The organism is Halomonas nitroreducens, from assembly GCF_003966155.1.
GTDB lineage: Bacteria > Pseudomonadota > Gammaproteobacteria > Pseudomonadales > Halomonadaceae > Halomonas > Halomonas nitroreducens.
On record NZ_RXNS01000001.1, the window covers coordinates 349957 to 362370 of the forward strand.

Annotated in this window: 11 protein-coding genes; 6 read left to right on the forward strand and 5 right to left on the reverse strand. The window is 70.9% G+C overall.

Annotated elements, in window-relative coordinates; genetic code table 11:
* Positions 1–11: 11 nt before the first annotated feature.
* The 4 genes from ettA to EKG36_RS01525 form a co-directional block, all read right to left on the reverse strand.
* Entirely contained in the window at positions 12–1673 is a 1662-nt protein-coding gene (ettA, locus tag EKG36_RS01510) for an energy-dependent translational throttle protein EttA (protein ID WP_126480276.1), read from the reverse strand.
* 252 nt (positions 1674–1925) lie between these two features.
* Positions 1926–2129 (reverse strand): PA3496 family putative envelope integrity protein, encoded by a 204-nt coding sequence (locus EKG36_RS01515; RefSeq protein ID WP_126480278.1) that lies wholly within the window; start codon positions 2127–2129, stop codon positions 1926–1928.
* 175 nt (positions 2130–2304) lie between these two features.
* Positions 2305–2739 (reverse strand): PAS domain S-box protein, encoded by a 435-nt coding sequence (locus EKG36_RS01520; RefSeq protein WP_126480280.1) that lies wholly within the window; start codon positions 2737–2739, stop codon positions 2305–2307.
* Between the two features lie 108 nt (positions 2740–2847).
* Positions 2848–4161 carry an MFS transporter gene (locus EKG36_RS01525; protein ID WP_126480282.1) on the reverse strand — a complete coding sequence of 438 codons (1314 nt, stop codon included), beginning with the start codon at positions 4159–4161 and terminating at the stop codon, positions 2848–2850.
* 54 nt (positions 4162–4215) lie between these two features.
* On the opposite strand from EKG36_RS01525, the gene EKG36_RS01530 reads away from it, so the two are divergent.
* Positions 4216–4485 (forward strand): Rdx family protein, encoded by a 270-nt coding sequence (locus tag EKG36_RS01530; RefSeq protein WP_126480284.1) that lies wholly within the window; start codon positions 4216–4218, stop codon positions 4483–4485.
* Between the two features lie 154 nt (positions 4486–4639).
* Positions 4640–5536: a DMT family transporter gene (locus EKG36_RS01535; protein ID WP_126480286.1), complete on the forward strand. Its 897-nt coding sequence runs from the start codon at positions 4640–4642 to the stop codon at positions 5534–5536.
* On the opposite strand, the gene EKG36_RS01540 is transcribed toward EKG36_RS01535, so the two are convergent.
* The gene (locus EKG36_RS01540) at positions 5527–6195 is read right to left on the reverse strand and encodes an arylesterase (RefSeq protein WP_126480288.1); all 669 of its coding nucleotides are present in this window, start codon (positions 6193–6195) and stop codon (positions 5527–5529) included. The two genes, EKG36_RS01535 and EKG36_RS01540, sit on opposite strands and share 10 nt — an antisense overlap.
* Between EKG36_RS01540 and EKG36_RS01545 the strand changes: the two genes are divergently transcribed.
* From EKG36_RS01545 to EKG36_RS01560, 4 genes are read left to right on the forward strand one after another with little or no spacing between them, the layout of a single operon-like run.
* Positions 6194–6910 (forward strand): ABC transporter ATP-binding protein, encoded by a 717-nt coding sequence (locus EKG36_RS01545; protein ID WP_126480290.1) that lies wholly within the window; start codon positions 6194–6196, stop codon positions 6908–6910. The two genes, EKG36_RS01540 and EKG36_RS01545, sit on opposite strands and share 2 nt — an antisense overlap.
* A complete protein-coding gene (locus EKG36_RS01550; RefSeq protein ID WP_246007400.1) occupies positions 6907–9486 on the forward strand; it encodes an ABC transporter permease in 2580 nt (859 codons plus the stop codon). Before EKG36_RS01545 ends, EKG36_RS01550 begins: the two co-directional genes overlap by 4 nt.
* Positions 9487–9520: 34 nt before the next feature.
* Positions 9521–10948 (forward strand): polyphosphate:AMP phosphotransferase, encoded by a 1428-nt coding sequence (locus EKG36_RS01555; protein WP_126480292.1) that lies wholly within the window; start codon positions 9521–9523, stop codon positions 10946–10948.
* 51 nt (positions 10949–10999) lie between these two features.
* Positions 11000–12406: a hypothetical protein gene (locus EKG36_RS01560; RefSeq protein ID WP_126480294.1), complete on the forward strand. Its 1407-nt coding sequence runs from the start codon at positions 11000–11002 to the stop codon at positions 12404–12406.
* The last annotated feature ends 8 nt before the right edge of the window (positions 12407–12414 follow it).

The following is a 12414-nucleotide window of genomic DNA, read 5'->3' on the forward strand; positions in this document are numbered from 1 at the left end:
GACGGCGAGGCTCAGGCGTCGATGCGCTTGTACTTCATGCGATGCGGGGTGTCGTCGCCCACCCGCTTCTTGTGGTCCGCCTCGTACTCCGTGTAGTTGCCCTCGAAGAACTCGACGTGGGACTCGCCCTCGAAGGCGAGGATATGGGTGGCGATGCGGTCAAGGAACCAGCGGTCGTGGGAGATCACCAGGGCGCAGCCGGGGAAGGCCAGCAGGGCTTCCTCGAGGGCGCGCAGGGTCTCGATATCCAGGTCGTTGGACGGCTCGTCGAGCAGCAGCACGTTGGCGCCCTGCTTGAGGGTCTGGGCCAGCTGCAGGCGACCCCGCTCGCCGCCGGAGAGATCCGAGAGGCGCTTCTGCTGGTCGTTGCCCTTGAAGTTGAAGCGACCCACATAGGCCCGCGACGACACCTCGTAGCCATTGATGTTGAGGATGTCCTGGCCGTCGGAGACCGCTTCCCAGACCGTCTGCTTGTCGTCCAGGGCGTCACGGAGCTGCTCGACATAGGCGATGTCGACGGTCTCGCCCTTGACCACCTCGCCGGTGTCGGGTTGTTCGGTGCCGTTGATCAGCTTGAACAGCGTCGACTTGCCGGCGCCGTTGCCGCCGACGATGCCGACGATGGCGCCCGGCGGCACGGTGAAGGTGAGATCCTCGTAGAGCAGCTTGTCGTCGAAGCGCTTGGACACGTCGTGGAACTCGATGACCTTGTCGCCGAGACGCGGACCGGGCGGGATGTAGATCTCGTTGGTCTCGTTGCGCTTCTGGAAGTCGCCGGACTGCATCTCCTCGAAGCGGTTGAGGCGCGCCTTGCTCTTGGCCTGGCGGCCCTTGGCGTTGCTGCGCACCCACTCCAGCTCGTGCTTGATGGCCTTCTGGCGCGAGGCCTCCTGCTTGGCCTCCCGCTCCAGGCGCTTCTCCTTGGCCTCGAGCCACTGGGAGTAGTTGCCCTCGAAGGGGATGCCCTCGCCGCGGTCGAGCTCGAGGATCCAGCCGGCCACGTTGTCAAGGAAGTAACGGTCGTGGGTGATGGCCACCACGGTACCGCTATAGTCGTGCAGGAAGCGCTCCAGCCAGGCCACGGACTCGGCGTCCAGGTGGTTGGTAGGCTCGTCCAGCAGCAGCATGTCGGGGCTGGAGAGCAGCAGGCGGCACAGCGCCACGCGGCGGCGCTCGCCGCCGGAGAGGTTGCCCACCTGGGCCTCCCAGGGCGGCAGGCGCAGGGCCTCGGCGGCGACCTCGAGCTTGCGCTCCAGGTTGTGGGCGTCGGCAGCCTCGATGATGTTCTCCAGGCGCGCCTGCTCGGCGGCCAGGGCGTCGAAGTCGGCGTCCGGCTCGGCGTAGGCGGCGTAGACGCCGTCGAGCTTCTCCTGGGCCTCCTTGATCGGCCCCAGCGCTTCCTCCACGGTCTCGCGGACGTTCTTGGCGTCGTCGAGCTCGGGTTCCTGGGGCAGGTAGCCGACATTGATGTCGGGCATCGGGCGGGCCTCACCCTCGAACTCGGTGTCGACCCCGGCCATGATCCGTAGCAGGGTCGACTTGCCGGCGCCGTTGAGGCCCAGCACGCCGATCTTGGCACCCGGGAAGAAGGACAGCGAGATGTCCTTGAGAATCTGTTTCTTGGGGGGCACGACCTTGCCCACCCGATTCATGGTGTAGACGTATTGCGCCATGGAATCTCACTAGTGTTGGAGGTTCGGGATTGCAGGAATCGGTGGCCCTCGATGATAGAGCCCGGAAGGGGGAAAGGCCAGGCCCAGCCAGGTTCGAGGGGTGAGGGACAACGGACGAGGCGCAAGGGGCAAGGGGACGAGGGGGTGGAAGCCAGCCCGATACAACGGAGATTGCCGGAACCTCGAACCTCGAACCTCGAACCTCGAACCTCGAACCTCGAACCTCGAACCTCGAACCTCGAACCTCGAACCTTATTCCTCTTCCTCGTCCAGGGCCCAGTCGTCCTCGATGGCACGTCTCAGGCGACGTTCCTCCAGCAGGCCCTCCAGGCGCCGTCGGGCGCGCAGCTGTTCGGCGCGGCTGGCCGGCCGGGCACGGCGATAGTCGTCGTCATTGACGGCGGCGTCGTGGTCGTCCTCGTCGTAGAAGTCGTCGTGAAGGGAATCGGGGCGCATGCGAAGTCCTCCCATGGCCAGGTGCCGCTCGCGGCGAGCGACGCATCCAAGCGTTGCCCCGCGTATCGCGAGGCCTCATCCGGCGCCGGTGGTGGGCGCCTGACGGCTGTATAAGACGGGAAACGCGAAAGCGCAACCCCCAGGCGGACAATTTTTGCCGCGCGGGGGAGGCGGCTCAGGACAGGCCGTGCTCGGCCTTCAGGCGCTCGAGCTCCTGCTGGGCCTCGACGCGCTCGGTGACGTCCTTCTGGACGCCGATGTAATAGGTCAGGTTGTCATTCTCGTCGTAGAGGGGGGTGATCGAGAGCTCGTTGTAGAACAGGGTGCCGTCCTTGCGGTAGTTGCGCAGTACCTCGCGGCAGGGACGGCCCTCCTTGAGCGCCTTGCGGATCACGTCCAGCGCCGCCTGGTCGCGGTCCTCGTTCTGCAGGAAGCGACAGTCGCGATAGAGGATCTCGTCGGCGCTGTAGCCGGTCAGGCGCTCGAAGCCCTGGTTGACGTAGATGAGGATATTCTCGTCGCCTTCCTGCTCGGCGACCACGATGCCGTCCGCCGAGGCATCGACGATGCGTTCGAGCAGTTCCGGGCTGATCAAGGGGGATCGTTTCATCAGGGCGTTCCTGTCGCGGTGCCTGTCATGGTGCCGGTCGCTGTCGCCGACACCCTGTTGCGAAATATCATGGCCAGCCGGGCGCGGGATTTCAACGCCGGCGCGGCGCTACTCCACCTCGGGTAGCCGTCCGGCGCTGGCGGCGGCGGCCAGGCCGGTGGCCGCCAGTACCGCCAGCAGGGCCGCGGGACCGAGCCACTGGGCCAGGGCCCCGACCAGGCCCCCCACGGCGAGCATCAGCACCCCGGTCAGGGTGTTCGACAGCGCCACATAGAGCGCCCGGTCCTCGGCCCCGGCCATGTCGACGAGATAGGTCTTGCGCCCCAGGCGGACGCCGGAATGCACGATCACCAGCAGGGCATAGACCAGCGCATAGGGCCAGACGGTCTGGGTCCAGGTCGCCGGCCACCAGGCGAAGAGCGCCCCGAGCAGGCAGCCGGCCGCGGTCCCCAGACCGCCGTCGCGCATCACCCGGCGGCTCGAGGCATCGGCGCGCTTGCCCCAGACGGGGCTGGCCAGCATGCCGGCCAGCCCCGAGACGACGATCAGCACGCCCAGTCCGCCGAGTTCCGCGCCGCTCTGCTGCTGGCCGAGCAGGGCGACATAGGGCAGGGCCAGGGCGCTGGCGAGCAACAGCGCCCGGGACAGGTTGAAGTGCAGGAAGGTACGGTCCTCGCGCAGCAGCCGCAGGCCGGTGCGGATCGCCGACCAGGCGTTCTCGCCGCCCTCGACGGCGCCGGGGGTCTCCCGGATGCGCGCCGCACACAGGGCGTTGGTGGCCCAGCCCAGGGCGGCGATCGCCAGCAGGCTGGCCAGGGCCAGCTCCCCGGGACGGTCCTCGAACAGCATCAGCACGCCGCCGGCGGCGAGCGTTGCGGCGCCGGCCACGCTGCCGCTCCAGCCCATCAGCGTACCGCGGCGCTGCTTGGCGATGGTCTTGCCCATCACGTCCTTGGTGGCGATGGACGACAGGCCGCGGGCCAGGGACAGCGCCACCAGCACGCCGAGCACCAGGGCGCCGCCGAGGCTGCCGCTCCCGACCAGGGCCAGCAGCGCCAGGGCCGCGGCGGCCAGTGCCTGGAGCAGGCCGCCGGCGACCCAGACCCACTTGCGAATCGGACGGCCGCGGACCAGGCCGGCGACGAACAGCTGGGGCAGCAGGGCCCCGGCCTCGCGGATGGGTACCAGCAGGCCGACCATCCACAGCGGCGCGCCGATCACTCCGAGCAGCCAGGGCAGCACCAGCCGGGCACTGGCCAGCTCGTCGGCAAGCTTGTTGCCCAGCGAGGCCCAGAGATGCAGCAGGAAGTTGCGCGGCTGCTCCCGGCAGGCCTCCTCGGGAATGTCCCGGCACATCCGGCTGTCCTCGTCGCCGGTGAGCCACTCGTAGAGACGGGACTGGCTGATCTCGGGCTGGGCCATCGAACCTCCCTGGCTGTATCATGGCCCGATCATTCTTGCGGCAGTCGAGGCCCCATGTCACGCATCCGGATTCACTATTGCACCCAGTGCCAGTGGCTGCTGCGCAGCGCCTGGTACGCCCAGGAGTTGCTCTCCACCTTCGGCGAGGACCTGGACGAGGTGACCCTGGTGCCGTCTCATGGCGGCGAGTTCGAGATCTTCTGCGATGACGCGAGCCTCTGGGAGCGCAAGCGCGATGGCGGTTTCCCGGATATCAAGGCGCTCAAGCAGAGGGTCCGCGACCGCCTCGATCCCGCCCGCGACCTGGGCCATATCGATCGATAATCTGGGGTCGAGGGTCGAGGGTCGAGGGTCGAGGGTCGAGGGTCGAGGGTCGAGGGTCGAGGGTCGAGGGTCGAGGGTCGAGGGTCGAGGGTCGAGGGGCGAGCACGGTCCAGGCCCGGCATTCGCGGCCCACAACGAACGACAGGGAGTCAACATGACACAGGATCGTCGCGCGATGCTCTACGGGCTGGGGGCCGTGGGCCTGTGGTCCACGGTGGCCACCGCCTTCAAGGTGGCGCTGCAGCACATGACGCCACTCGAGCTGATGTGGATCGCCTCGCTGGTCTCCTGGGCGCTGATCGGCGCCCTGGTGGTGCGCCGCGGGCTGCTCGGTGAGGCCCTGGGCCGGGGCTGGCGCACCGCCGCCTGGGCCGGCCTGATGAACCCGGTGGCCTACTACCTGGTGCTGTTCGCCGCCTATGATCGCCTGCCCGGCCAGGAGGCCATGGCGCTCAACTACACCTGGGCCCTGGCCATGGCCCTGCTGGCCGTGCCGATCCTCGGCCAGCGGCTGACCCGCATGGACATCCTGGCGGGCCTGATCGCCTACTCGGGGGTCTGGGTCATCGCCACCCGTGGCCGGGTCCTCGACGTGGCCTTCGCCGACCCGCTGGGGGTTGGCCTGGCGCTGGTCTCGACCCTGCTGTGGGCGCTCTACTGGCTGCTCAATGCCCGGGATCACCGTGCCCCGCTGGTGGCCCAGTGGCAGAACTTCAGCGTCGGGGTGCCGGTGCTCACCGCCCTGGTGGTGCTGGGGCCGGGCATCCAGTGGGTCGGTGGCACGGCGCTGGCCGCCGGGATCTACGTGGGCCTGTTCGAGATGGGTATCGCCTTCGTGCTCTGGCAGCTGGCGGTGCATACGGTGTCGCGCACGGCCAAGGTCTCGAACCTGATCTTCCTCTCCCCGCCGGTATCGCTGGTACTGCTGCACGTCATCGTCGGCGAGCCGATCCTGCCCTCGACCCTGGTCGGGCTGGTGCTGATCCTCGGTGGCCTGGGCCTGCAGCAGTGGCAGAAGGCCCCGGCCACGCCGGTGGACGCTCAGTCCTGACGCGCCGCCAGCTCGATGCCCCGCTGGCGCAGCAGCGGGGCGAGGGCCGGCCAGACGTTGTCGAGCATCACCGGCTGGGCCTCGGCGGTGGGGTGGATGCCGTCGGCCTGCATCAGCTCCTGCTCCAGGGCGACCCCCTGGAGCAGGAAGGGCACCAGCGGGACGCCATAGCGGTCGGCCAGCCCGCGGTAGACACCAGTGAAGGCCTCCCGGTAGGCCGGGCCGTAATTGGGCGGGATGTCGATGCCGAGCAGCAGCACCTCGGCTCCGGCGGCCCGGCTGGCCTCGATCATGGCCGCCAGGTTGGCGCGCATCTGCGCCGGCGGCAGGCCGCGCAGGCCGTCGTTGCCGCCGAGCTCGAGCAGAACGATCTCCGGAGCATGCTGTCGGAGCAGCGCGGGAAGGCGCGTCGCCCCGCCGCGGGTCGTCTCCCCGCTGATGCTGGCATTGACCACCCGGGCCTCGCCTTCCAGCCGTGCGGCCAGCAGCTGGACCCAGCCGGCCTGGCGCTCGATGCCGTAGGCGGCGCTGAGGCTGTCGCCCATCACCAGCAGCACCGGGCGCTCCGCGGCCTGGACGGGGGCGCCCAGCACGACCAGGAGCAGCCACAGCAGGCCCATTGCGGTGCGATGTCGACCAACAGGGAAGCGCTTCGTCATGTCCAACTCCTTTTCGGCGGATGCCTCGCCCATCCTGCACGCCGCCCATCTCTCCAAGCGGGTCGAAAGTGGCGAGCGCTCGTTGACCATTCTGAGTGATCTCGACCTCTCCGTGTTCCCCGGCGAGAGCGTGGCGATCCTCGGCCAGAGCGGGGCGGGCAAGTCGACCCTGCTCGGCCTGCTGGCCGGCCTCGACGCCCCCAGCGGCGGCGAGCTGCGCTTGTTCGGCGCCTCCCTGGCCGCGCTGGACGAGGACGGCCGGGCCCGGCTGCGCGCCGGCCGCGTCGGCTTCGTGTTCCAGAACTTCCAGCTGTTGCCGACCCTCACCGCGCTGGAGAACGTGCTGCTGCCCCTGGAGCTGACCGGGGACGGCGAGGCGCCGGCCCGGGCCCGCGAGTGGCTCGAACGGGTGGGGCTCGGCGAGCGCCTCGATCACCTGCCCAAGCAGCTCTCCGGTGGCGAACAGCAGCGGGTGGCGCTGGCCCGTGCCTTCGTCACCGGCGCCGAGCTGGTGTTCGCCGACGAGCCCACCGGCAACCTCGACCCGGCCACCGGCGAGCGGATCATCGATACCCTCTTCGCCCTCAATCGCGAGGCCGGCACCACCCTGGTGCTGGTCACCCATGACCAGGCCCTGGCACGGCGCTGCGATCGCTGCCTGCACCTGGTGGCGGGGCGCCTCACCGAGAGCGATCCGGCCGAGGTCGGCGCATGAGCGGCCGGATCCCCGGCGCCATGGGCCTCGCCTGGCGGGGCCTGAGGCGCGACCTGCGGGCCGGCGACGTGCGGGCGCTGTTCCTGGCACTGGTGCTGGCGGTGGCGGCGGCGACCATGATCGGCTTCTTCCTCGATCGCCTGGAGCGCGGGCTGACCCGCCAGGCCGGCCAGCTGCTCGGCGGCGATCTGGTGCTCGAGCAGTCCCGGCCCTTCGACGCCACGCTGCGCGCGACCCTGGAAGAAGCCGGGCTCGTGCTCTCCGACCAGGTCGACATGGTGTCCATGGTCAGCCGCGGCGAGGCCTTCCAGCCGGCGAGCCTCAAGGCGGTGGACGACGTCTATCCCCACTATGGCGTATCCCGGGTGGACCGCGGCGAGGGCGTCGAGGCCGTGGCCAGCGGGCCGGGTCGCGGGCGGGTCTGGGTCGCCCCGCGGCTGGCGCTGCTCCTCGACCTCGCCCCCGGCGACCGCCTGCGGGTCGGCCGGGCCAGCTTCGCGGTGGACGGCATCATCGAGCGCGAGGCCGACCCCTCGGCGGGCTTCGGCAGCTTCAACCCGCGGCTGATGATGCACGTCGATGATCTGCCGGCCACCGGCCTGGTCCAGCCGGGGTCGCGCATCGAGTACGAGATCCTGGCCGCCGGCCCTGCCGAGGCCGTGGCGGGGCTCGAACCGCTGCTCGAGCGGCTGCGCCGCGAGGGCGTCGAGGTGCACGACGTGCGCCGCGACCGCCCCCGGCTGGGTAGTGCCCTGGCGCGCGCCGACCGCTACCTGAGTCTGGCCGGCCTGGCGGCGGTGCTGCTGGCCGGGGTGGCCGTGGCCATGGCCACCCGCCGCTACGTCGAGCGCCACCTGGACACTGCGGCCCTGCTGCGCTGCTTCGGGGCCGGCCAGCAGACCCTGGTAAGGCTGTTCGCCCTGCAGCTGCTGTGGCTGGCGCTGGCGGCCTCGGTGCTCGGGGCGCTGCTGGGCCTGGCCGGCCAGGCGGCCCTGCTGGCCCTGCTCACCACGGTGATGCCGGTCGAGCTGCCGCCTCCGGGGCTGATCCCGCTGTGGCTCGGCGTGCTCACGGCACTGGCCGTGCTCGGCGGCTTCGCCGGACCGACCCTGCTCCGGCTGCGGCGGGTCAGTGCGCTGAAGGTGCTGCGTCGGGAGCTGGATCCCTTGCCGCCCTCGGCCTGGCTGGTGGTGGGCGTGGCCGCGGCGGTCTTCGGGGCCCTGCTGTGGCTGTATTCCGGCGACCCGGGGCTGTCCCTGGCCCTGCTGGTGGGCGGGGGCCTGGCCCTGGCGGCGCTGTGGGGCCTGGGAGGCGCCTTGCTGGCGCTGCTGCTGCGCCTCTGCGCCCGGCTGCCCCAGCGCGGCGGCGAGGGTGCCTGGCAGGCCCTGCGCCTGGGCGGTCGACAGCTGGCCCGGCGGCGCAGCACCAGCCTGAGCCAGTTGCTGGCCTTTGCCGTGGCCTTCTTCGCCATGGCCATGATCGCCCTGGTGCGCGGCGACCTGCTCAACGCCTGGCAGGCCCAGCTGCCCGAGGACACTCCCAATCACTTCGCCATCAACATCCAGCCCGGCGAGCGGGCGGCCTTCGAGGCGGCCCTGGCAGGGGCCAGCGAGGCGCGTAGCGCCCTCTATCCCATGGTGCGCGGGCGCATCACCGCCATCGACGGCCGCCCGCCCCGGGAGGCCGTGCCCGAGGAAGCCCGGGGCGACAACGCCCTGCGCCGCGAACTCAACCTGACCTGGCGCGAGACCCTGCCGGAGGGCAACCGGCTGGTGGCCGGCGAGTGGTTTGCGGCGCGCCCGCCCGCAGCCCAGCGAGGCTGGTTCTCGGCCGTCGAGGCCGACGGTCGCACGCCGCTGGTGCCGATCTCGCTGGAGGACGGGCTCGCCGAGCGGCTGGGACTGGCGCTCGGCGACACCCTGACCTTCAGCATCGGCAGCGACAGCATCGTCGGCGAGGTGACGAGCCTGCGCGACCTGGACTGGGACAGCTTCCGGCCGAACTTCTACGTGATCTTTCCCCCGGGCGTGCTGGAGCGTTTCGGCCACAGCTACATCACCGCCTTCCACCTCGACGGCAGCGACCGGCAGACCCTGCGCCGCCTGGTGCGTGACTTCCCGGCGGTGACCCTGCTCGACGTGGAGGCGATCCTCGCCCGGGTCCGCGAGGTCCTGACCCAGGTGACCCGGGCCGTGGAGCTGGTGCTCGGCTTCGTGCTCCTGGCGGGGATCAGCGTGCTCTATGCGGCGTTGACCGCCAGCCTCCCGGTGCGCGCCCACGAGGCCGGCCTGCTGCGGGTGTTCGGCGCCAGCAACCGCCTGCTGTCCCGGGTGCAGGGGGCCGAGTTCGCCCTGCTGGGCCTGGCCAGTGGCCTGCTCGCCGCGCTGCTGGCAGAACTCGCCGTGGCCGGCCTCTACTGGAGCTGGCTGGATCTTCCCCCGCGGGTACACTGGGGGCTCTGGGCCTGGCTGCCCCTGGGGGGCGCCCTCACGGTCGGGGTGATCGGCCATCTGCTGTCCCGGGGACTGCGCCGCCAGGCGCCGGCGGCGAGCCTCGGCCTGCTGGGCGAGACCTGACGCCGCCAGGGATCAACGGTTCAGGGAGGAAGGGATGAAGGAAGCGCTGCGCTACCGGCTGCTGGCCGCCCAGCTGGAGATGGCGCGCCAGGCCGCCCGCTCGGTGGTGGTGGTGATCACCGGCCAGGCGGCGACCGGCAAGACGGCCCTGATCAACGAACTCAACCACCGGCTGGAGAACCGCCTCACCGAGGTGCACGCCCTGGCGCCGAGCAGCGAGGAACGCGCGCGACCCTACTGGTGGCGTTACTGGCGTCGCCTGCCGGCCCGGGGCCGGGTCGGGGTCTTCGTCCATGGCTGGTATGGCGATGCCCTCTTCGGTCGTGCCGATCAGCGCCTCGGGGCGGGCGCCTTTCGCGACCGTCTCGAGCAGATCCGCGCCTTCGAGGCCGAACTCGCCGCCGAGGGCGTGGCCCTGGTCAAGCTGTGGCTGGACATCGATCGGCACGTGCAGGCCCGTCATCTCAAGGCGCTGCTCCAGGATCCCGAGCGGGCCTGGCAGGTCAAGGACAGCGACTGGCAACGCCACCTCCAGCATCATACCCTGGCGGGGCTCGGCAAGCAGCTGCGCGAGGCCACCGAAGCCGGCCACGCGCCCTGGCACCGGCTGCAGGGGGGGCCTGAGCACAAGCCGGTGACCACGCTGATCCACCGCCTGGTCGAGGCCATGGCCGGTCCGCTGCCCCGGGTCGAGCGGGTCAATGGGCCCGGGGCGCCGCCCAGCGGGGAAGCGGTGCCCCGGCTCGCGCAGCTGTCCGGTGGGGCGCGCCCGAAACTCGCCAAGGCGGCCTATCGTCGCGCCCTGGCCGAGGCCCAGGCGCGACTGGCCGGCAATGCACGGGCCATCCATCGCCGGGGCATTCCCGTGGTGCTGGTCTTCGAGGGGCATGACGCCGCCGGCAAGGGCGGCAGCATCCACCGCCTGACCTCGGCCCTGGACGCGCGCGGCTACCGGGTCCATCGCATCGCCGCCCCCAGCGACGAGGAGCGCGCCCATCCCTGGGCCTGGCGCTTCTGGCGGCGACTGCCCCTGGACGGACGCTTCGCCATCTTCGATCGCAGCTGGTATGGCCGGGTGCTGGTGGAGCGGGTCGAGGGGCTCGCCACCCCGGCCCAGTGGCAGCGCGCCTTCGACGAGATCCGCCGCTTCGAGGGCCAGTTGCTGGCCCACGGCGCCGTGGTCGGCAAGCTGTTCCTGGCCATCGACAAGGACGAGCAGCTGCGCCGCTTTCATGCCCGGGCCGAGACGCCCCACAAGCGCCACAAGCTGACCGAGGAGGACTGGCGCAACCGCGCCCGCTGGGATGACTACTGCCGCGCCATCGACGAGATGTTCGTCCATACTCATGACGTCGACGGCGGCTGGGCACTGATCGACGCCAACGACAAGCGCCGCGCCCGCCTCGCCGTGCTCGACCACGTCAATGCCCTGCTCGAACGCCGCCTTGCGGCCCCCGAGTGAGGGGCGCCCCGAGGGCGTACCGCATCATCGATCACAGAGGAGGTGAGAACCATGTCCACCACGCTGACCCGGGGCGCGGCGCTGGCCGCGCTGCTGACAGGACTGTCCGGCCCGGCCCTGGCCGATGCCCAGCGGCTCGAGGCCGACCTGCGCGCCTTGTTCGCCGATACCCCCGGCGAGCTGTCCATCGGCGAGGTCTCCGATAGCCTGCTGGGTGGCAGCACCACCGCCGAGAACCTGGTCATCGTCGGTGACAATGGCGACCGGCTGCGGCTCGATCGCTATACGGTCGAAGGCGACTACGACCGGCCCGACGAGGTGGTGATGGAAGGCCTGCGCTTCGAGGCACGGGACGACGAGCCGGGCGTCATCAGCGCCGAGCGGCTGGTGGTCGGCGAGCCCTCCCGGTCGCTGCTGGCCCTGCACGACCTGCCCCGGGACGGCGAGCTCGCCGCCGCCGAGCTGACCATCGACGGCCTGGAGATGAGTCGCGAGACGCCGCGCACCCGGGTCGAGGGGGGCAAGGAGGTCTTCCTCGGCACGGCCACCGGGCGGCTGGCCATCGACCACCTGTACGCCACCGAGCTCTCCCGCCAGGCCGTCGGCCGCCTGGAAATGACCGGCATCACCGGCAGCGGGGAACAGCTGGAGGACATCGGTGACGGTCACTTCTCGCTGGCCTCCGTCAGCCTGGCGGGGCTGCGCGGGCTCGACCGGGAGGAGGAGCGGTCCCTCGAGCGACTGGAGCTCAGCGACCTGAGCATCGAGGCCGAGCGGCTGGTGGCGACCCTCGAGCGCCTGCGCGTCGACGGCGACATGACCGACGGTGGGGGCGGCATGTGGCTCGAGTCCCTCGAGCTCGACCTGGCGCGAATGATCGAGCTGGCCCCGGAGGCCGAGCAGACCCAGCTGCGCATGGCCAGCAACGTGCTCACCGGCGGCAGCGGCCGGCTCACGGTCGACGCCGCCTTCGACGGCGAGTGGCAGACCGTCGGGCCCAAGAGCCTGCTGACCGGCGAGAGCCGGATCACCGCCGGCGACGCCTTCCGCTGGACCATCGATACCGAGTTGCCGGTGCGCCTGCCCGAGGGGGTGGAGCCGTCGGCCTACCTGGCCGAGATGGACAGCCTCGAGGGCGTCACCCTGCTCGGCGGCGAGATCGAGACGACCCTGACCGAGCTCGGCCTGTTCGGCCGCATGCCGGCGGTGATGGCGGCCAGCCGGGGCGTCAGCGAAGCCGACTTCCTGGCCCAGGCAAGGACCCAGGCCAAGGGCTTCGGGACCATGCTCGGGGCCGAGTTCGGGGCCATCCTCGACGGCGTGGTGGACATGATGGAGGGCAAGGCCAGCGAGCTGGTGATCCATCTCTCCCTGCCGGCGGAGACCGGCATGGACAAGCTCGCCGACGACCCGCTGATGCTGCCGAGCAAGCTGTCGATGCAGGTGGAGACGCGCTGAGCCTTCAG